This window comes from Sphingomonas melonis DAPP-PG 224 (genome assembly GCF_000379045.1).
In the GTDB taxonomy this organism is placed as follows: Bacteria; Pseudomonadota; Alphaproteobacteria; order Sphingomonadales; family Sphingomonadaceae; genus Sphingomonas; species Sphingomonas aquatilis.
The window spans coordinates 3,690,689-3,711,619 of the sequence record NZ_KB900605.1; the positions used below are offsets into that span (position 1 = coordinate 3,690,689).

Sequence of the window (20,931 nt, forward strand, 5' to 3'; positions counted from 1 at the left end):
CGGCTAGCGCTGGCAGCGGTCCCAGCAATAGCGGTAGTGCAACTCTGCGGTGCGGCCTGGCGGGACGACCACCGACCACGTGCGGGCGCCGTCGACGATCGGCAGCGTCGCGTCGATCGCCTCGATCCGCTGGCCGGCGGTGCCGATCGGCACGTCGACCGACGCAGGCGCGGCACCGGCATTGGTCAGCACCACGCGCATGATGTCGGCAGAAATAGGCTCCTGCATGACCGTCACCTGCGGGCTGATGCCCGCAGCGATGCGAAAGGATTCCCCCTCTGCACGGTCCGTCAACGCACCCTGACCGAGCAGCAGCCGCTCGCCGTTGCGCGTGGCATAGACCGCGGTGCTGCCCGCCGGCAGCGGCAGGCCAAGGCCGGCGTCACGGCGATTGCGCAGCGCGAGCACGATGCGGGTCGGCGCGCTCACGATGGGCTGTCCGGGATAGAGACGCGCGCGATACCGCCGATCGAAGGGAACGCCGGCGCGGGACAAGAGCGCGACCTGCTTCTGCGCGCGCGGCGCGACGGTGACGCGCATCGGCACGCGGTAGAGCTTGAGGTCGCCGAGGTTCTCCGGTGCCGGCGGTGCAGGTGCCGGCTCCGGAGCCGGCGGCGGCGGCGGCGGAGGCGGCGCTGCCATTCGGAAACCGGTGACGACGATGTCGTCGGCCTTTTCGAACGTCTCCTCAGGCAGATCGGACGTCGTCGTGCCGAGCGGATAACAGGACAGCGACAGCGCCGCGACGGCGCGCTCGAGCCCCGGCGTCCAGACGCGGTTGACCCGACCCGCGACCGCGCTGAGCTGCGCATCGGGGAAGCGCTCGGGATTGGCGTTGGCGAGCGTCAGCCAGGCAAACAGGTCGAGCGTACGGCCGTCAGGCGCGACGGTGGCGACATAGCTCGAACGCCAGTCGAAGCCGCTGGCGAGGTAGCTCAGCTTTACGGTGACCGTGCGCGCTACCGGGCTGACCGTCGCGACGCTGAGCACGGGCTTCGCCGACAGTCCGCCGGGCACGCCGGCGAAGCTCAGCCGCTCGGGCAGGCCCGAACAGCGCAGCGTCTCGATCCCGGCGCGCGTCTTCAGCACGACGCCTCTCGCGGGACCGGCGACGATCGTCGCCTGTTCGGAAACCCGGCGGCCGGTGGCGCGATCCGTGCGCGTCAGCGTCACTATGCGGCCCAGCGTGCCGTCGATCAGCGAGGCAGGCGACAGCAGGCGCGCGTCGCGGTTCTTTTCGATGACGCCGCCGGGCAATCCCTCGACCACCGCGCTCACCGGCACGATGCCCTCGGCGACGCCCTCGAAGCGCAGCGTCGATGCGCCCTTCGACACGGCGATGCGGCGGGTTTCGGTGACCAGCGCGAAGCCTTGGAGATAGCCGAGGTTCATCGCGCCTTGGCCGTAGGGCGCGCGATAGACGGTCAGCGCGACGGCTGCAGGCGCCGGCGACGTCACGACGCCGGGCGTTGCAGGCAGAGGCGCGGCGCCGATCGCGATGAACGCCGGCAAGACCGTCAGCAGCGCGCGCATCAGTAGCGCGTGTCGAAGGTCGCGGTGACCACCGCCTCCCCATTGGCGGGAACCGGCACCTGCCACGTCGCGCTGCCGGCATTGGGCCGCTCGCTCTTGCGGCTCTCGTCAATGATCCGCGTGTCGGACCAGTCGAGGCCCAATTGCACGAGCTCGACCGTCACGGCGCGCGGCCGCGCATTGGTCAGCGTGTAGCGCATGCGCGTCCGCCACCGGTCGCCGCCCAGCCGGGTACGTTCGACCACGGTCGGCTGCACCTTCACGTCGAAGGCGTCGCCGGTCGGCAGCGCGATCGTCGATCCTTGCGGCGTGTGCTCGATGCGGTTCTCGCCGGTAAATTGCGGCTGGCCGCGCGCATCGCGGATGTAGACGCGCACCGTGCCGGCCGGCAGCGCATCGCCGACCCCGCCGGTGCCGCCGCGATTGGAGAAGCGGAGCACGCTCTGCGCGCTGCGCGGGGCGTCGGCGGTGCCGAGCCAGCCGTTGTCGAAGCGATAGCCCGAGCTGGCGGCAACGCCCTTCACGTCGAGGAAGCTGACCTGCTTGGTCTGCTTGTCGGCGATCGTGGTCCGCTCGGCGAGCGGGTACAGGTAATAGTCGCCAAGCTGCTCGCGCGCCGACGTCTCGGTGCCGGCCTGGGTGCGCACCGGCCGCCGGGGGCGAACCGGGGCGTCGTCCTCGTCGTTCGCGCTGCCCACCTCGCCTGCGACGAGCAGGGTTTTGGCATTGGTGAAGGTGGTGCCGGTCGTGTTGCGCAGCGTCACCCAGCCCTGCACGTCGACCGTGCCGGCCTTGTCGTCGAACAGCGCGACATAATCGGCGCTCCAGCCGAGGCCGCGGGTGAGATAGGACAGCGTCGCAGGTCGCGATCCAGATCGCGCACTGGCCAGCGTCACCGACAGGGTCGGGCGCGCACGCAGCGATTCCGGTACACGGTCGAACACCGCACGTACTGGCAGGCCGTCGTCGCGCAGCACCTCGATCCGCCCGTCGATGTCGAGGACGACACCGCCGTTTACCGCCAGCACCCGCGCCCGCTCGCGCGTTTCGGCACCGGTGGCGGGGTTGGTGCGGACGAGCGTGATCGTCTCACCCACCGCCTTCTCCATCAGGCTCGACGGACTGAGCAGATCATAGTCGAAATTCTGTTCGACGATCCCGGCATCGGGCATCGTCAGCGACACCGTCTCGGGCCGGATCTGGGCGCTGACGTCCGGGAAGGACTGGCGGACGCGGCCGGCGGCGAGGGTGAGCTGGCGGACGTCCTGCACCAGCGCGACGTCGCCATTGTAGATCGTGACCGACACGTCGCCCTGCGCGCTGCCCGCCCCCGGGACCGCGGCGGGGGGCGGGACGGTCGTCGAGGATACCTGCGCGCCCACGCCCGTCGGCAAGGCGAGCAGTCCAACGATCATCCACCCGTTCCGCATGTCTCGTCCCCCCCGGCGCTTTGCGGCGGAGCATGCGATGGCGCCAGCGCCGGCGCAACGCGGAAACGTCAGGCGGTGGGCGGCGGCGTCGTTATGGCGACGCGGGCAAGACCGTCGTCGCCCATGGCGTCATTCGATTATACCACATCTGCCTGCATACGGCCGGTGCCATCGGCGAAACGTCGGGCGAATGGCAGAAGGTCAACACCGACGCGACGTCGCGCGGCCATCACTGCGTCGCATCTCAATCGATATCCCTTCGGCACGCAGATGACAGTCCACGATGTGCGATCACGTCAGCCACCCCCTTATTTCCTCATCAATGGCGCTTCGCTTCCGATCGACGGCGATGCGCCCGCTGGCGGAGCGCTCACGTTCGATTGCGACCGCAGCATCTTGACCGCCTCGGCACGGATCGCGGCCTGCACCTGCGGGCTGGTGAGGTCGACGGGGCCGCTATACTGGTTGCCGGGTATCGCACGGCTGTTCGCGACGAGCGCCGCGGGGCGCGCCGGCGAGCCGTCCGCGAGTTTGTAGCGCGTGGCCATCGCGCCGGGGCAGACCTCTCCCGTGGCCGCGAAAAAGGCATCCGCGCTTTTGATGTCCTGACACATGCGCGCCACCGCCACATTGTCGAAGCCCATGGCATGCCACGCGGCAGCATCGGACCTACGCTGACACCCCTCGTCGCTCTTGCCGACGTTGATGTTGAAGGCGATGGGGCCGCCCGCCGCGCCGCCGCCGCTGCCGATCAGGCACGGATTGGCACCGCCGAAATAACTGCCCTGGGCGCTCGGAGTCGTCCACGTGTGCCCGCCGTAGACGACCTCCTGCCGTGTGGGAACGTCGGTCTGCGGCCCGGTGATCGCCATGACGTTGACCGTATTGCTCGACTGCGCCTCCATTTGCTGCGCCGTGGCGCTCAGTGGCAGAAGCGCGAGAACGGCGGCTGGACCCAGGACACGTTTCATCTTCCCTCTCCCTCTTCAAGAATTGGGGTGGCGGCCGCGCCACCCCGAGTGTGGTCGATCAGTCGACGTCCCAGCCGAGCGAGCCGAAGCCGAAGGCGGTGGCACCTGCCGCCCCGGCCATCGTCCAGTCGGTCGAGGTGAGGTTGAACTGGTCGGAGTGGGTCGCGTCGAACGAGCTGACCAGTTTGAAGTCCGCGGTGCTCTGGCCGAAGTTCATGACCTGCATGTTGAGCGCCGCCGAACCGCCGGTCAGACCGCCGTACAGGCCCGCATTGAAGCTGGTGGTGGTGATGGTGCCGTTGTTCGCCGCATCGATGTTCGCGGCGATCGACGATCCGGACGTACCGACCCCACCGACGACGGCATAGCTCGACCCGGCCGGCAGGCTGCTGATGTTCATCGTGCCGCCGAAGCCGCTGCCCGACGATGCCGAGATGTTGCGGGTGACATCGACGCTGAGCGCCTGATTGTTCGTCCCGCTCACCGCCGAGGTATCGATGGCGCCGTTGGTGAAGCCGCCGACACCGATGCCGATGCCGGCGCCGCCGGTCACCGTGCCCGATGTCTGCGCTGCGGCGGGCACGGCGATCGCGAATGCAAGAACCGACAGCGAACTGTAGATAGCTTTCTTCATGGCAAGTGCTCCTGTTGACCAACTGTCGTTGGGTGAACGGCCGGCGAAGGCTTCGCCGTCCGGCCTGGAACACACCGCGCGGATCGGCGGGCCGCACGATGACGGACAGGCAGATCCCGCGGCAATGCACCGCGCGCGACGACCGCGTCCGTGACGACCGCCGCAGATCTTCGGGTTTCGTTTCGATCGGCAGTGCCGCTCGCACCTGGGGGAGGTGCGAGCGACGACCGCCGGGATTCAGGACGGAAGTGGCTGTCGTCCTGATCGGCCAGCCATCGTGGCCACGCCGGACACCACGCGGGGGGCTTTGGGGCAAGCCCGGCGATCCCGGAACCGATCCGGCAGGATGGAGCCCGGCCGCCCACGACGGTCGGCACGGGCGTCCACCCTGAGGGCGGGCATCAGTCGGCCGTGCCGATCGTCGGTTTTCCCTTTCACCGCCCGATGCAGAACTCTGTCCGGCATGACGCACCTCCTGCCGCTATCGCTACGACCGGCAGGGCCTTCCGAACATTCGCGCGATTACGGATCACCCCGCGGCATGCGATCCGTATTGTTTCGGAATTGCTGGACATGCCGCTCCGGCAGCAGGGTGCGCCCGGGGGCGGACGCTGGCTCGTCCCGCTCATGAACCGCCTATGCGAGGAGCGTCGCATCATGTCCGTCGAAGCATCGCCGGTCTATCTGACGATCCAGTGGAAGGACCTACCCGCGGCCATCCGGATAACGGACCACGCGGACGGCGCGACACGGTCCGGTTGGCTGCACGATGGCGGCCTGGACGCGGTGTCGCGATTGCCTGTCACGATCCCCGCGACCACGGACGACGGCCGGATCGTCAGCCTCTCCATCGCGTCCGACGAAGACCGTTCGTTCGACATCGTCACCCAGACCGAGGCCGTGCATCGTTCGCGCAACCTCGTCTCGCTGGCCATCGCGCTTGCCCGCCTGTCATTGGCCCCTCTGGGCGCCAATCCCGTCGTGGCGGCCTTTATCGATCGCCTGCGCAGCCTGGATGCCGTCGCGCGGATCGGATGCGAGGTCACCGGCGATTATTGTTCGATCCAGCAGGTCACGGCGCAAGTTACCGCCCGGTTCGACGATCCACAGCGCCCCCGCGTCGGGCAATCCGGATCGTCCGTCGCGCTGGCGGCGCGCTGGGCGAACCTGATCGCGATCGTCCTTCACGAACTCTGTGCGAACGCCATCCGGCATGGCGCCCTGACCAGCCCGTTGGGGCGGGTCGATATCCGCTGGGCGCTGGTCCGCAGCGAGGCGGGGGATGCCACCCTGCTTCTGACATGGCGGGAAATCGATGGTCCGCCCGTCTCGATGCCGGCGAAAACGGGGTTCGGCTCGCGCCTCCTGCGCGATCTCATCGCGTCCAACCGCCGGTGCGAGGCCATCATGCGCCTGCCGCCGAGCGGGCTAGTGTACAGCCTGAGCATCAAGCTGATGCGCGACGAGTGGCGCGAGTGATCCCACGCCCAACCGATCGAGTTCGACGCCAAGGCGGATCAGTTCTGCGGTGCTGCCCGCACCCGTCTTTTCGAGCAGATGCACGCGATAGGTTTCGACCGTCCGCGGACTGATGCCGAGGGCGCGCGCCGCCTCCTTGCTCGTCGCGCCCTGGCTGATCAGGTGCAGCACCTGCCGTTCGCGCGGTGACAAGGCGTCCAGCCGTTGCCGGGCGGCCATTCGGTCGCGCAGCAGGGATTTGGCGCCCGCCACCGCCTTGCCGATCACCGACGCCTCGAACGGCTTTTCGATGAAATCGAACGCCCCGGCCTTCAGCGCGTCGACGGCGAGCGGGATATCGGCATGGCCCGCAATGACGATGACGGGGTCCGGCCGGTCGAGCGGCGGCAGCGCACGCACCAGCGCGAGGCCGGACGACCCGGGCATGATGACGTCGCAGATGATGACGCCGATCGGCAGGGAATCCAGTGCATCGAGGAACAGGTCGGCGCTGCCGAACGATCGTGCCGGCACCCCGGACGTCGCGAGCAGCAGCGATAACGAGCGGCACATCTCTGGCTCATCGTCGATGATGTAGATCGGCAACTCGTTCTGCATGATGGGTCCCCTATGCATCCCGGCGTGGTAGTGAGAGCAGGAATCGTGCGCCGCCCAACGTCGACTCATTGTCGCACCAGATGCGGCCCCCATGCGCCTCCACGATGCTGCGGCAGATGGTGAGGCCGATCCCTACCCCTTCGGCTTTCGTTGATTGGAATGGTGCGAACAGATCGCGATCCTCCTTGAGCGGCACGCCCGGACCACTGTCTTCGACGGCGATGGTCAGCGTGTCCGGATGCTCGCTCCAGCTGCGCAGCCCGATGGAGGGCGACGGGCGATTCTCGACAGCCTCGGCGGCGTTGACCAGAAGGTTCAACAGGACCTGCTGGATCTGCACCGCGTCGACCAGTATCTCCGCAGGTCCCCGGTCGATGCAGGCTTCGAACTGCGCGCCCGATTCCTTGACGGCCAGGTGCGCCAGCCTGACGACGTCTTCCATCAGCGCGTGAACGTCCAGCCATTGCAACGTCGGCGGCCGCCGGGCGACGAATTCGCGCAGCTTGCGCAGCACCGCCGCCGTGCGAAACACCTGCCGCAGCGCGTCGCCGAGCGCCTCGTTCGCAGGCGCGACCTGTGGCGTCTGGCCGGCGAGCAGCGCCTGCGCGACGCCCAGATAATTGGCGATCGCGCCCAAAGGCTGATTGAGCTCGTGCGCGATCGACGATCCCAATTGGCCCAGCGATGTGGCTCGCGCGATCCGGTAGAGTCCGCGCTGCGTTTCGGCGAGTTGCTCGGCGGCCTTGATCGCCTCGCTTTCGTCGCGAAGGTACAGCATGCTGTAGGCGCGTCCGGCGAGGGGGATGGGCTTCGATAGAACCCGCACGTGCAGCGTTCGTCCGTCCGCGGTGATCGATCGATGCGGCGCTGCGGCGTTGCGCGACGACGGCGGCACGAACAGGTCGAGCGGCAGCCCGGCGAACGCGCGGCGGTCTATGCCGAACAGCTCGGCGGTCGCGTCGTTCACGGCGGCGATCCGATCGGCGGGATCGACCACCAACATCGCCGCGGGCGAGTCGTCGAACATGATCTGCAGTGTCTGTTCGCGTCGTCGCGCATGAGCCGCGGCCCGCTGTTCCCGGCGCCGTGCGCGCTGCATCAATTCGCCGGTGATCGACAGGGCCGCCCCAAATGCGGTCACGATGACGAGGTTGCGGCCGGTGACCAGCGGGCTCGACGGACTGGCGAACAGCGTCGTCCCGGTGAGCGTCACCCCCGTCGCGACGAGGCCGGACACCAAGCCTTCGTTCAGCGCCGCATATAGAATGGCCCCCAGGCAGAACAGGAAGGGCAGTTCCACGCCCGCAAATACCCGTGCGGCCCAGGTGACCAGGATGGCGGCAGCGGCGGCGGTGATGGAGGACGCAGACAGCGGGGCCGCGGGCGGGGGGCGACGATCCTCATCGATCATGGCCCAGAATCGTTGCATTCGTTTGCCCCAGGTCCGACCCGGTACTAACTCATTGCGAAATGGAGAACAATGTGCGGCGCCGATCCCGCTGCCACCTGCCATCCCAAAATGGGGCAAGACGCCAAACGACCCGGCAGCGACGGCCTGTTGCGGCGAGCACTGCCTCCGCGGCGCACCAGAGTGAATCGCGCCGCCAGGTATAGGCCGTGGGATCAGCGCCCGTGGTGCGGAGGCTTAGCGCTGACGTCGCCTATCGCCGCGCGACGATCCAGCGCGACAGCGCGAGCCCGCCTCCCATTGCGACCAGCAGCAACACGACCGGCTGCGGCGCGGCGACGAGGTTGACGAAGGCGGGCCCCGGACAGATTCCCGTGAGCCCCCAGCCGATGCCGAAGATCGTCGCCCCGATCACCAGCTGCGCGTCGATCCGTCGCCCATCCTGCCCGCCGCCCCCGTCGTTACCTTCGCGCCGGCGCGCGTAGGCGAAGAAGGGTGCCGCGGTCGCGATCGCGCCGATCATGACGAGGGCGAGGCTGGGGTTCCAGTTTCCCGTCACGTCCAGAAACGCACGGATGCGCGCCGGGTCGGTCATGCCCGATATCACCAGGCCGATCCCGAACAGCAGGCCGCATCCAAAGGCGGTAAGGACCGGAGCGTGACGCTGGGTCATTTCGTCACCAGCACCGTCAGGATCGCGCTGAGCATGAACACCGGCACCGCCACCAGCGACCGTGGCGACAGGCGGGCGATCCCGCAGACGCCATGCCCGCTGGTGCAGCCGCCGCCGAATCCCGCCCCGAACCCGACGAGCAGGCCGCCGCCGATCAGCAGCGGCAGGCCCATCGCGTCGATCACCGCTGCCCCGCGCATCGCACCCAGCGCCGTCGCGCCCACGCCGGCCATGACGAGTCCCGCCAGAAAGGCGAGGCGCCACCACCGGTCGGGGCCGGTGATGGCCTGTCGATAGATGCCGCTGATGCCGGTGATCCGCCCGGTCATCATCCGGAACCCGCCGGCCGCCGCCCCTATGACCACACCGCCCGCCAACGGCATCAGCGTGTCCGCCAGGCTCATGCCACCTCCTTCAAAAGCGCTTGCCGAACGACAGTCCGATCGACGTCTCGCCTAGATGGATATCGGCCTCGCCGCCACCGAAAGACGCGGGGATCGATCCGCGGCCCTCGACCCGCCGTTTCGGGGCATGCATCGCGAAGCCGGTGATCTCGACGCCCGAGCGGGTCGTATAGGTCGCGCCGAGCGTGAAATGGTCCTGCACGACGCCTGGCGCGAGGATGTTGAGGAACGTCTGCGACGGCGGGACGGGATTGTCCGAATGGCCATAGCCCGCGCGCAGCTGCCACCTCGGACTGACGGCAACGCTGGCGCCGACCTTGATGACGTTGACGTCGCGCCAGCCGAAGCCGGGGCCGCCCGCCACCCCGAACGGCACGCCCCGGAATAGGGGGGCCAGCGGATTGCCCACCGCGCCCACCCCGGCATAGTCGATCCGCTTGTAATCCGCCGCGATCGTCAGCGCGGGCACCAGCTTCACCGCGAGTCCCGCGCCGTAGGACGCGGGGATGTCGAAGCTGCCCCGATCCTCGAACAGCCCGGCATAACGATTGAACCGTCCGGTCGCGATCTTCGACTGATAGAAGGCGCCGACGCTCAACCAGTCGGTAAGCTGCCCCAGATAGCCGACGCGCACGCCGACGCCTGCGGACCAGCTGGTGCCGCGGTCGGTGAAATGCTGCGGATCGGCGGAGGCGGCGGCGAAGGGCTGCAGGCCGTTCGCACGAAAGCTCTGCACCGCGATCACCGGCGCGATCCCGATGCCGTGACCGGGCGCGATCCGCGCCGACAGGGTCGGCGACACGAACAGCTGCTGCAGATTGACCCCGGCCGGGCCGGTCGCGCCGAAGCGGGCGAAGGGATTGTCCCTGTAGTTCGTATTCATCCCGCCGTTGCCGCTGATGGCGATGCCGATCGCGACCCTGTCCGACAGCGGCCGCACATAGCCGATTTCGGGCAGCACGAACGGATTGCTGCCATTGCCGCCGAACCGCGCGTCGGGCCCGGCCGCATTGCCCCTGATGCCTGCAGCGCGATCAGGAACGAAGATCTCCACGCCGCCGTCCAGGCGATGCCCGATGAAGGTCCCCGCCGCCGGGTTGGACACGATCGAAAGCGTGTCCTGCGGCAAGGCGATGGCGACGCCGCCCATACCCTTGGCCTTGGCGCCAACGCCGTTGAGGAAATAGCCATCGGTCGCCAAGGCCGGTGTCGCAGCCAGCAATGCCACGGCAGCGCTTGCCGTACCGACCCTTGTGAATTTGCGTCCCAACATGCGCGCCACTCCCTTTTCCTACCGTTTCAGTAGGCGATAAATGGGAGTCGCCGAGGGCAGCAAGATATCTTGGCTTTACTGCCAAAAATGCATCGTATCCGACGTATTCAGGGTCACTGATCAGGAATATCATCTCGGACGCGGGCTACACAGCGACCGCGCCGACAATTATCGCCGATACTCTGTTGTGATAAATTGCCAGCAGTATCTGTACTTTACACGCGAAGTCCAAGTTACAACTGGGCCCACACGACTCAGAAACTGACGACGTCGGAACAGCTGGACGCCCGTCGCGGAAGCACAACCGCTTCGCGACGGGCGACCATCCGAATACGCCCCTACAACGCCCCCAAAACGCCGTGGCCGTCAGGATCGCGCGATCACATCACCGCCGCCGCGTGATCGTCTGCGTATTGGTATATTCCGTCAGGCCTTCCAGCCCGCCTTCCACGCCCAGGCCGGACTGCTTCATGCCGCCGAACGCGGCGAACGGCGTCAGATGCTGCACTTCGTTGACCCAGACGGTGCCGCTCGCGATCCGTTCGGCGACCGCATATGCGGCGTCCTCGTCCGCGCCCCAGACCGAAGCGCCGAGACCATATTCGCTGGCGTTGGCGCGGGCGATCACGTCCTCGACATCGTCGAAGCGAATCAGCGGCAGCACCGGGCCGAACTGCTCTTCCTGCACGATGCGGCTGTCTTCGGGCGGATTGTCGATGATCGTAATCGGGATGAAATACCCCGGCGTGTCCGAAGCTTCGCCGCCGATCAGGAACGTGTAGCCCTTGTCCTTCGCGTCCGCGATCAGGCTCAGCACACGCTCATATTGCAGTCGGTTGTTGATCGGGCCGATCTGCGTGCCCTGTTCCGAACCATCCCCCACCTTCACCGTCTTGGCATAGGCGACCAGCGCCGCCTTCAGCGGTTCGTACACGGCCTCGTGTACGTACATCCGCTTCGTCGCGATGCAGATCTGACCGTTGTTGGTGAAGGCCGCCCAGAACAGCTTTTCCGCGATCGCCGCGATGTCGGCATCGGGCATGACGATCGCCGGATCGTTGCCGCCCAGTTCCAGCGTCACGCGCTTCAGCGTCGCCGACGCGCTCTGCATGACCCGGCGCCCGGTCGCGGTCGATCCGGTGAAGCTCACCTTGTCGATGCCGGGATGCTCGGTCAGCCACGGTCCCAGCCCATCGCCGCCGGTCACGACGTTGAGCACGCCCGCGGGCAGGATCGTCGCGGCCAGCTCACCGAATTTCAGCGTGGTCAGCGGCGTGAACGGCGACGGCTTCAGCACCATCGTGTTGCCCGCGAGCAGCGCCGGCCCGACCTTGAACATCGCGAGGATCATCGGGAAATTCCACGGAGCGATGGCGCCCACCACGCCGATCGGCACGTGCCGCGTCTCGCTGTAGCGTTCGGCGGTATCCTCGTTGACCGTCACCGGCAGGTCGAGCGTCGCCGCGCCCTTCAGCCACATACCCGCGCCGCCGACCTCGCCCTGGGCATCGGCGTGGGGCTTGCCCTGCTCGCGTGTCAGCAGGCGCTTGAACGAGTCGAGATTGGCGAGGATCGCATCACCCAGCGCGTCGATCATCCGGCGGCGTTCCGCGATCGGTGTCGCCGCCCAGCCGGGGAAGGCATCGCGCGCCGCCTTAACCGCCGCATCCAGATCCTCGCGCGACGCCTCCGGGGCCTGTGCGATCACCGCTTCGGTGGCCGGATTAACGACGTCGAACGTGGCCGAGCCGGGCACCGACCGGCCGCCGATGGTCATGGTGTAGGGACCGTCGAAATCCATCTCGCTCTCCTATGCGGCGGCTCCGCGGCAAGCGGGCAGCACCTTGTGCCATCGACGTAGCAGATCGCCGCAGCCGTGCAGCGGTGCGCGCAAGAAATGTGAAAAAGCGAAACAAGGCCATGCAAAGCACCGGACGAAGGCCTGCGCTACACAACAGCATGGAAGAGGCCACCCGAGAGCCTCCCATCACAAGGAGAGGACCATGATGTCCAGGTTCGCCACGGCCCTGCTCGCCGGCGCCGCATTGACATATCCTGCGATGGCGCAGGCCCAGACGCAGCCTCAATCCACGAACGGCACCGATGCGGCCACGACGCCGCCGGCCGCCCCCGCTGCGGATGACCAGCAACAGCCCGCCGCCACCCCGGACCAGGGCGGCGACATCGTCGTCACCGCGCAGCGTCGCGAACAATCCGTCCTCGCCGTGCCGATCGCAATCTCGGCGATCGGTGGCAACACGCTGACGACCAAGGGCATCACCAATTCGGCGAACCTCGCCGCCGCGGTGCCCAACCTGCAGGTCAGCAGCCCTTATGGCTCGACCCAGCCCAATTTCTCGCTGCGCGGGATCAGTGTCGCCAACGAATACAATTCGAACCAGGCCTCGCCGATCGGCGTGTATGTCGACGATGTGTACCTTGCCAGCCGCACCGCGCACGGCATGGGCCTGTTCGATCTCGAACGCGTCGAGGTACTGCGCGGCCCGCAAGGCACGCTGTTCGGCCGCAACACCACCGGCGGCGCGATCAACTTCATCACCAAGGGGCCGACGCTCAGCGGCAACGAAGGCTATGTCGAAGGCGGCTACGGCAACTTCAACACCTATACCGCGCAGGCAGCGATCGAGACGACGATGGTCGAAGACCAGCTCGGCCTGCGCATCGCCGGCAATTATGCCAAGGGCGATGGCCAGATCCAGAACGTCTTCCCGGGCGGCCGCGACGGCAATTCGCAGGACACGCTGCAAGGCCGCGCGACCCTGCGCATCCGCCCGGGCGCTGGCCCGCTCGATATCAAGCTGAAGGTCTATGGCGGGCGCGACCGCGGCGCGCAGGCGGCGATCCACGGCCTGCTGCCCTATCGCACGGGCCTCGGCTTCTTCCAGACCAATGAAAACCGCATGGGGCTGAACCGCACCGAAGCCTATGGCGCATCGGCGACGATCGCCTACGAATTCTCGCCCAAGCTGACCTTCACCTCGATCACCTCGCGCGACGGCGGCAAGCAGAACCTGCAACAGGCGGCGGACGGCTCACCGCTCGACGTACTCGACATCAACTGGCGCTCGTCCTTCCAGCAGTTCAGCGAGGAAGCGCGCTTCAACTACAGCGCCGACAAGCTGAAGCTGGTCGCCGGCGGCTTCTACGGTTGGGATCAGGTCACCACCGACAATACGTTCAACATCGGTCAGGCGCTCGGGCCTAACGTCAACGGCGGCTTCTTCCAGCATTACCGCCAGGTGCGGCGCAGCTACGCCGTCTTCGCCCAAGGCGATTACGACCTCACCAGCCGCCTCGTGCTGACGCTGGGCGCGCGCTACACCTGGGATCGCAGCCAGTATCGCGACGGCTATGCCTATCTGTTCGCCGGCAATATCGGCGGCACCCAGACGCCGTTGGCGACGACGGTGCCCTGCCCCGGCGTACCCGGCACCTGCGCCTACAATCCGGCGGCGCGCTTTGCGCTCGACGGCCGGAACAACGCGCTCACCGGCCGCGTCTCGCTCAGCTACACGTTCGACGGCGGCACCCTGGTCTATGCCAGCTACAACCGCGGCTATCGCTCGGGCGCGTTCAACGGCGGCGGCTACACCTCGTCGGCGGGCATCAACTATATCGCGCCCGAACGCGTCAATGCCTATGAGGTCGGGCTGAAGGGCCGCTATTTCGACAACGCGCTGACGCTGACCGCCGCCGCCTTCTACTATGATTATGCCAACCAGCAGGTGCAGGACACGCGGCCTGGTCCGGTGTCGTTCCTGGTCAATGCGCCCAAGGCGGAAGTCTATGGCGCGGAGGGCGAGGCGCGGCTGCGCGTGTCGCCGGCGATCGTGCTGACCGCTGCGGCGGGCTACCTCCATTCGACGTACAAGCAGCTGACGCTCCAGAACACGGTGCTCAACGGCAATGACCTGCCGTTCGCACCGCGCTTCACCGCACAGGGCGGCGTCGACCTGACCGTGTTCAAGAACGGCACCAACGGCCTCACCGTGTCGCCCAGCGTCGCCTATTTCTCGCGCCAGTATTTCTCGCCGTTCAACGCGATCAATGCGGTCGGCACCGGGCAGCGCAACAGCGAATTGCAACAGGGCGGCTATGCCAAGGTCAATCTGACCGCCGCACTGACCACGGGTCGCTTCACGATCAAGGCGTTCGCCAACAACCTCTTCAACGCGCGCGTCTATGCCTATGGCCTCGATCTGCGCGGGGCCGGCTTCCCCTACAACTTCCTCGTTCCCGCAACGCCGCGCACCTATGGCGGCTCGATCCGGGTGGCGTTCTGATGGCGACGCTGCTCGCCGCCGACCTGAAGGACCCCGGCTTGTACGAAGCCGGGGTGCCATGGGATCTGTTCGCGCACCTGCGGCGCGAAGACCCGGTGCATTGGACCCCCGAAAGCGACGGTGCCGGCTTCTGGTCGGTCATGCGCCACGCCGATATCGTCGAGGTGTCGCGCCAGCCGCAGCTGTTCTCGTCGGCCTATGAGAATGGCGGCCATCGCATCTTCAACGAAAACGAGGTCGGGCTGACCGGCGCCGGCGACTCGGCGATCGGCATCCCCTTCATCTCGCGCGATCCGCCGATCCACACCCGCTATCGCAAGTTCGTCATGCCGGCGCTGTCCCCCGCCCGGCTCGGCGACATCGAAACGCGCATCCGGACGCGTGTGGCGCAGCTGGTCGCGGACATCCCGCTCGGCGAGACGATCAATCTGGTGCCGGCCCTCGCCGCACCGCTGCCGCTGATGACGCTGGCCGAGCTGCTCGGCGTGTCGATCGACCTGTGGCCCAAGCTGTACGACTGGACCAACGCCTTCGTCGGCGAGGACGATCCCGAATTCCGCCAGAGCCCGGAAGCGATGGGTGCGACGCTGGGCGAATTCTTCGCCTTCGGCCAGGAGCTGTTCGAGGCGCGCCGCGCCGAACCGACCGGCGACATCGCCTCGCTGCTCGCCAATGCCGAGATCGACGGCGCGCCGGTGCCGTTCCGCGATTTCATCGGCAATCTGATCCTGGTGCTGGTCGGCGGCAACGAAACGACGCGCAACTCGCTCAGCCACAGCGTCGCCGCCTTTTCGGCCAACCCGGACCAGTGGGATGCGATCCGCGCCGACCGCGACGTGCTAAAGACCGCCGCGCCGGAGATGGTCCGCTATGCCAGCCCCGTCATGCACATGCGCCGGACGGCGATGGAGGACACCATCGTTGGCGGTCAGGCCATCGCGAAGGGCGACAAGGTCGTGCTGTGGTACATCTCCGCCAATCGCGACGAAAGCGCCTTCCCCGACGCCGATCGCTTCGACGTTCGTCGCAAGGGCGCGCAGCATGTCGGCTTCGGGGCCGGCCAGCACGTCTGCGTCGGATCGCGCCTCGCCGAAATGCAGCTGCGTATCGCGTTCGACACGCTCGCCGATCGTGTTACATCGTTCGACGTGCAAGCGCCGCCGCGTCGGTTCCGGTCGAACTTCATCAACGGCCTGAAGAACCTCGACGTCGTTCTGCGGGCTGCGTGATGGAGAGGGACGCGACGGGCATGCCCAGCAACGAAACGATCATCGCCAAAACTCTGGGCCGCGCGCCCGATCGCAGCGTCAACATCGGCGCGTGGCAATTCGCGCGCTGGCGGCAGTTCATCGGCAGCTATGAACTGCCGGCGCTGGTCGATCCCGTCTTCGTCGTCCATGTCGGCGGCAAGCCCGACACCCGCCTATGGGAGGCGGATCAGTGGAGCAAGTCGCGCTCCATTCCCGGCTGCGCGACGATCGTCCCCGCAGGGGTCAGCACGGGCTGGCGGATCGACGGCGAACTCGACGTCGTCACCGTCTCGGTGCCGGTCGACGAGCTGCAACGGCAGAGCGCGGTCGATCAGTTTCGCGCGATGCGCTTCGCCTTCGCAGACCCGCTCGGCATCGCGCTGACGCGGCAGATCCTGGGCGAATTATACGCCGCGCAGACCGAGGAACGCGCGAATTACATCGATACGCTACTCGGCGCGCTGCGCGCGCACACGCTGCGGGGCACCACGCCGGTCGCCGACGCCGCCTTCCCCAGCACCGATTTCTCCGCCTATCGCATCCACCAGATCATGAACGACATTCTCGCCCATCCCGAAGGCGACCATACGCTGGAGGCGCTGGCGCAGCGCGCGGGCCTGACGCCGTCGCATTTCTGCCGCGTGTTTAAGAAATCGACCGGCACGACGCCGCATCAATATGTGATGAAGGCGCGCCTCGATCGCGCGCAGGAATTGCTCGGCGCGTCCGACATGTCGATCGCCGCCATCGCCGACCGGCTGGGCTTCACCAGCCAGAGTCATTTCACCCGGGCCTTCCGCCAATATGCGGGCCAGACGCCCAGCGGCTGGCGCCATACCATCCAATAGGGACACTCATGCAGACCATCGCCGCGGTTGCCCGCACACCCAAGGGCGCATTCTCGATCGAGGAGGTTACGGTCGAAGCACCGCGCGCCGGCGAGGTCCGCGTCAAGATCGCCGGGGTCGGACTATGCCACACCGATCTCGTCTTTCGCGACCAGTTCGCCCCCTACCCGCTGCCGGCCGTGCTCGGCCACGAGGGCGCAGGCGTGATCGAAGAGGTCGGCGAGGGAGTCGAGGGGCTGGCGGTCGGCGACCGTGTCGTCCTCGGCTTTTCCAGCTGCGGCCATTGCGCGCGCTGCCAGGAGCATCTGCCCAGCTATTGCCGCGATTTTCCGCCGCTGAACTATGCCGGCATGCGGCTGGAGGACGGGTCGACCGCCTATTCCGCCAACGGCGAGTCGATCGCCTCGCACTTCTTCGGCCAGTCGAGCTTTGCCGCCCAGGCGATCGTCCGCGCGGGCAATGTCGTGAAGGTCGAGGACGCGGACGCACCGCTCGAAATCCTTGGGCCCCTTGGCTGCGGGTTCCAGACCGGCGCCGGCGGAGTGATGCGCTCGATGGCCTGTCCGGCGGGCAGCTCGATCGCGATCATCGGCGGCGGCCCCGTCGGTCTCGCTGCGGTGATGGGCGCGAAAATCCAAGGCTGCACGACGATCGCGCTGGTCGAACCCGTCGCGGCACGCCGCCAGATCGCGCTGGACCTCGGCGCGACCCACGTCATCGATCCCAAGGCCGGTCCCGTCACCGAAGCGTTGCGCGGCATCATCGCCGATGGCTTCGACTTCGCCTTCGACACCAGCGGCCGGGTCGAGGCGATCGAGGCGGCGCTCGGCGCGCTCGCCTCCCGCGGCATGATCGGGCTGGTCGGCGTTCCCCCGAAGGCGGAGGATGCCGTCCCGATCAACATCGCCGCGATGATCACCTTCGGGCAGCGCGTCGTCGGGATCATGGAAGGCGACAGCGATCCGCAGACCTTCATCCCGCAGCTGATCGCGGCGCATCGCGACGGTCGCTTCCCGTTCGACCGGCTGGTCCAGACCTTCCCGCTCGCCCAGATCAACGACGCCATCGCGGCGCAGGCGCGTGGCGAGTGCATCAAGGTCGTGCTCATCCCCTGACCCTGCCATTCGATGTGGCGACCGTCGGCGGCGGCCATGCCGACGATGCCGGGCGCCTGGCGGTGCAGAGCGCCGACGGCGCGGTGATCGGCGACGCCACACCGATGGCACGACGGCGCCGACAACGCGGACGACCGCCCGACGCCGCGCAGCTAGCGGCAATAGTGCTCGCGCAGCACGCGCTTCAGCAACTTGCCCGTCGGCTCGCGCGGCAGCTCGGCCTGGAACACCACGCGCTTGGGCGTCTTCACCCCGCCCAGCTCGCGCCGGGCGAAGCTGCGCAGCTCCTCCGCCAGCGCATCGTCCGCCCGCACGGTCGCGGCCGGCTGCACGATCGCCAGCACGCTCTCCCCCATCTCTTCGCACGGCACGCCGATCACCGCGACGTCGGCGACGGCCGGATGCGTCACCAGCAGATTCTCGATTTCCTGCGGATAGACGTTCACCCCGCCCGAAATGATCATGAAGCTCTTGCGATCGGACAGGAACAGATAGCCATCCGCATCGACGTGCCCGATATCGCCCAGCGTCGCCCAGCCCGCATCATTATGCGCCTCCGCCGTCTTCACCGGATCGTTGAGATATTCGAATTGCGGCCCGTCGCCGAAGAAGACGTTGCCCGTTTCCCCCGGCGGCAGCTCGACGCCCGCGTCGTCGACGATATGGATATTGCCCAGCACCGCACGCCCGACCGACCCCGGCTTGCGCAGCCATTCCTCGCTCGACAAGGCGGTGATCCCGCAGCTTTCGGTGCCCGAATAATATTCGTGGACGATCGGTCCCAGCCATTCGATCATCGCGCGCTTGACCGGCACGGGGCATGGCGCCGCCGCATGCACCACGGCGCGCAACGACGATAAGTCATAGCGGCGGCGCACCGCCTCGGGCAGCTTTAGCATGCGCACGAAATGCGTCGGCACGAACGTCGCCTGCGTCACCCGATACCGCTCGATCAGGCGCAGCACCTCCTCCGCATCGAACCGCTCCATGACGATCACGGTCCCGCCCAATTGCTGCACCGCCATCGCCCAACGCAGCGGCGCGGCGTGATAGAGCGGTGACGTCGACAGATAGATGCTGTCCGCGCCCATGCCGTACAGGCCACTGCCCATCCGCGTCAGCGGCGTGTCCGCGCCGATCGGCCCGGTCGGCAGCGCGCCCTTTACGCCCTTCGGCCGACCGGTGGTTCCGGAGGAATAGAGCAGGTCGGTTCCCGCGCTTTCATCGGGGATCGGGGTGGTCGGCCGCGCCGCCACCGCCGCGGACCAGTCCGCCAGCCCCTCGCGCGCGCCCGTCCAGCAATAGGCCGGTACATCCGGCGCCTCTGCCAGAGCCGCCCGTGCCAGCTCGGCATAAGCAGGCGAGACGACCAGCAGCTTCGCCCCGCAATCGCGCAGGATATAGGCGATGTCGCGCGCGCTCAGCTTGTTCGAGATCGCGGTCTGGTACAGCCCGGATCGCTGCGCCGCCCAGCCGAATACGAACACCTCGGGCGCATTGGCGAACACGGTCGCGACGACATCGCCACGGGTCAGGCCCAACGCCCGCAACTGCCACGCGCTGGCATTGGACTGCGCATCCAGCGCGGCGAAGCTGATCTGCTCGCCCGACGTCGCCAACACGATCGCGGCCTTCTGCGGATGACGGACGGCATGGTCTGCCGGATGCATCGCACCTCTCCCTTATCGTTATGACCGGGTCGAACCACAGCGCAGCATCGCCCGGCAATCGCAGCGCAAGAAATGTGAAAAGCGGCGCGAGTGCCGGGCAAAGCCCAAACGCCTCGCGTCCGCTATCCCGGCAGGCACGGCGACCCGACAACCGGGCGCTACGGGAGAGGCAGACGTGATCCTGACCGACGACCAGATCGCCATCCGCGACATGGTACGTGCCTTCGCGCAAGAGCGTCTTCGCCCGGCAAGCGCCGGTTTCGAAGCGGCGGGCGGCTATCCGCCCGACCTGTTCCGGCAGCTTGGCGACCTTGGCCTGATGGGCATGACCGCGCCTGCCGACGTCGGCGGGGCCGGCACCGATTACGTCTCGTACGCACTCGCCCTGATCGAGCTCGCCGCAGCCGACGGCGCGCTGTCGACGATCGTGTCGATCCAGAACTCGATCATGGTTTCGGGCCTGCTCAAGGACGGCAGCGAGGCACAACAGGCACGCTGGCTGCCGCGACTGGTATCCGGCGACGCGATCGGCGCCTTCGCGTTGACCGAGAGCGATGCGGGATCGGATGCCGCGGCGATCCGCACCACCGCGACGCGCATCGATGACGGATGGCGGTTGAACGGCGCCAAGCAATTCATCACGTCGGGCAAGATCGCCGGGGTTGCGATGGTGATCGCCGTCACCGATCCCGCGGCGGGGCGCAAGGGGATGTCCGCCTTCCTCGTCCCCACCGACACGCCCGGCTATGTCGTCGACAAGGTCGAACACAAGCTCGGCCAGGCCGCCTCCGACACGTGCGCGCTGCGGTTCGTCGACTGCGACGTCCCCGCCGATGCGCTGCTGGGCGAAGAGGGCCGCGGCTATGCCATCGCGCTCGCCAATCTGGAGGCGGGACGGATCGGCATCGCCGCCCAGTCGGTCGGCATGGCGCAGGCCGCGCTCGACATCGCCGTCGCTTATGCGCGTGACCGTCGCAGCTTCGGCAAGCCGATCATCGATCATCAGGCGGTCGGATTCCGCCTCGCCGACCTCGCCACGCAATTGGAGGCGGCGCGGCAGCTCGTGCTGCACGCCGCCGCGCTGAAGGACGTCGGCGAGCCTGCGCTGACCGCCGCATCGATGGCGAAGCTATTCGCGTCGGAGGCCGCCGAACGGATCGTATCCGGCGCGATCCAGACGCTCGGCGGCTACGGCTATCTCGAGGAATTCGGCCTCGCCCGCATCTATCGCGATGTCCGCGTCTGCCAGATCTACGAAGGCACATCGGACATTCAGCGCATGGTGATCGCCCGCGCGCTGTGACGGCGCCCTCCCAACCCCACCCATTCGGAGAGACGACAG

Annotated in this window: 17 protein-coding genes; 6 read left to right on the forward strand and 11 right to left on the reverse strand. The window is 67.5% G+C overall.

What is annotated here, in order from left to right; translation table 11 throughout:
• Window positions 1-3 precede the first annotated feature (3 nt).
• The 4 genes from SPHME3_RS0117775 to SPHME3_RS0117790 all read right to left on the reverse strand — a co-directional run bounded on the left by SPHME3_RS0117775 (window position 4) and on the right by SPHME3_RS0117790 (window position 4,568).
• Complete coding sequence (locus tag SPHME3_RS0117775) at window positions 4-1,533, reverse strand: DUF4139 domain-containing protein (protein ID WP_017978011.1); 1,530 nt, start codon at window positions 1,531-1,533, stop codon at window positions 4-6.
• On the reverse strand, window positions 1,533-2,963 hold the full coding sequence (locus SPHME3_RS0117780; protein WP_017978010.1) for a DUF4139 domain-containing protein: 1,431 nt from the start codon (window positions 2,961-2,963) through the stop codon (window positions 1,533-1,535). Before SPHME3_RS0117780 ends, SPHME3_RS0117775 begins: the two co-directional genes overlap by 1 nt.
• A gap of 308 nt (window positions 2,964-3,271) precedes the next feature.
• Window positions 3,272-3,934 carry a hypothetical protein gene (locus SPHME3_RS0117785; RefSeq protein ID WP_231291989.1) on the reverse strand — a complete coding sequence of 221 codons (663 nt, stop codon included), beginning with the start codon at window positions 3,932-3,934 and terminating at the stop codon, window positions 3,272-3,274.
• Window positions 3,935-3,992: 58 nt separating this feature from the next.
• Complete coding sequence (locus tag SPHME3_RS0117790) at window positions 3,993-4,568, reverse strand: hypothetical protein (RefSeq protein WP_017978008.1); 576 nt, start codon at window positions 4,566-4,568, stop codon at window positions 3,993-3,995.
• 411 nt (window positions 4,569-4,979) lie between these two features.
• Between SPHME3_RS0117790 and SPHME3_RS0117795 the strand changes: the two genes are divergently transcribed.
• Window positions 4,980-6,047, forward strand: coding sequence for a hypothetical protein (locus SPHME3_RS0117795; RefSeq protein WP_231291988.1), 1,068 nt, complete (start codon window positions 4,980-4,982; stop codon window positions 6,045-6,047).
• Here SPHME3_RS0117795 and SPHME3_RS0117800 read toward each other — a convergent pair.
• The 6 genes from SPHME3_RS0117800 to SPHME3_RS0117825 form a co-directional block, all read right to left on the reverse strand.
• Window positions 5,997-6,644: a response regulator transcription factor gene (locus SPHME3_RS0117800; protein ID WP_017978006.1), complete on the reverse strand. Its 648-nt coding sequence runs from the start codon at window positions 6,642-6,644 to the stop codon at window positions 5,997-5,999. The two genes, SPHME3_RS0117795 and SPHME3_RS0117800, sit on opposite strands and share 51 nt — an antisense overlap.
• Window positions 6,645-6,654: 10 nt before the next feature.
• A complete protein-coding gene (locus tag SPHME3_RS0117805) occupies window positions 6,655-8,055 on the reverse strand; it encodes a sensor histidine kinase (protein WP_017978005.1) in 1,401 nt (466 codons plus the stop codon).
• Window positions 8,056-8,305: 250 nt separating this feature from the next.
• On the reverse strand, window positions 8,306-8,725 hold the full coding sequence (locus tag SPHME3_RS0117810; protein WP_017978004.1) for a DUF6691 family protein: 420 nt from the start codon (window positions 8,723-8,725) through the stop codon (window positions 8,306-8,308).
• A complete protein-coding gene (locus SPHME3_RS0117815) occupies window positions 8,722-9,129 on the reverse strand; it encodes a YeeE/YedE family protein (protein ID WP_017978003.1) in 408 nt (135 codons plus the stop codon). Before SPHME3_RS0117815 ends, SPHME3_RS0117810 begins: the two co-directional genes overlap by 4 nt.
• A 10-nt stretch (window positions 9,130-9,139) precedes the next feature.
• The gene (locus SPHME3_RS0117820) at window positions 9,140-10,402 is read right to left on the reverse strand and encodes an OmpP1/FadL family transporter (RefSeq protein WP_231291986.1); all 1,263 of its coding nucleotides are present in this window, start codon (window positions 10,400-10,402) and stop codon (window positions 9,140-9,142) included.
• A gap of 385 nt (window positions 10,403-10,787) precedes the next feature.
• Window positions 10,788-12,203 (reverse strand): aldehyde dehydrogenase family protein, encoded by a 1,416-nt coding sequence (locus SPHME3_RS0117825; RefSeq protein ID WP_017978001.1) that lies wholly within the window; start codon window positions 12,201-12,203, stop codon window positions 10,788-10,790.
• A 202-nt stretch (window positions 12,204-12,405) separates the two neighbouring features.
• Between SPHME3_RS0117825 and SPHME3_RS0117830 the strand changes: the two genes are divergently transcribed.
• The 4 genes from SPHME3_RS0117830 to SPHME3_RS0117845 are packed head-to-tail and all read left to right on the forward strand — an operon-like array spanning window position 12,406 to window position 17,919.
• A complete protein-coding gene (locus tag SPHME3_RS0117830) occupies window positions 12,406-14,706 on the forward strand; it encodes a TonB-dependent receptor (RefSeq protein ID WP_017978000.1) in 2,301 nt (766 codons plus the stop codon).
• The gene (locus SPHME3_RS0117835) at window positions 14,706-15,935 is read left to right on the forward strand and encodes a cytochrome P450 (protein ID WP_017977999.1); all 1,230 of its coding nucleotides are present in this window, start codon (window positions 14,706-14,708) and stop codon (window positions 15,933-15,935) included. Before SPHME3_RS0117830 ends, SPHME3_RS0117835 begins: the two co-directional genes overlap by 1 nt.
• Before the next feature lie 20 nt (window positions 15,936-15,955).
• Window positions 15,956-16,804 (forward strand): helix-turn-helix domain-containing protein, encoded by an 849-nt coding sequence (locus SPHME3_RS0117840; RefSeq protein ID WP_017977998.1) that lies wholly within the window; start codon window positions 15,956-15,958, stop codon window positions 16,802-16,804.
• Between the two features lie 8 nt (window positions 16,805-16,812).
• The gene (locus tag SPHME3_RS0117845) at window positions 16,813-17,919 is read left to right on the forward strand and encodes an NAD(P)-dependent alcohol dehydrogenase (protein ID WP_017977997.1); all 1,107 of its coding nucleotides are present in this window, start codon (window positions 16,813-16,815) and stop codon (window positions 17,917-17,919) included.
• Between the two features lie 152 nt (window positions 17,920-18,071).
• On the opposite strand, the gene SPHME3_RS0117850 is transcribed toward SPHME3_RS0117845, so the two are convergent.
• Complete coding sequence (locus SPHME3_RS0117850) at window positions 18,072-19,589, reverse strand: acyl-CoA synthetase (RefSeq protein ID WP_017977996.1); 1,518 nt, start codon at window positions 19,587-19,589, stop codon at window positions 18,072-18,074.
• Window positions 19,590-19,767: 178 nt separating this feature from the next.
• Between SPHME3_RS0117850 and SPHME3_RS0117855 the strand changes: the two genes are divergently transcribed.
• Window positions 19,768-20,892 carry an acyl-CoA dehydrogenase family protein gene (locus tag SPHME3_RS0117855; RefSeq protein WP_024310474.1) on the forward strand — a complete coding sequence of 375 codons (1,125 nt, stop codon included), beginning with the start codon at window positions 19,768-19,770 and terminating at the stop codon, window positions 20,890-20,892.
• Window positions 20,893-20,931: the final 39 nt, after the last annotated feature.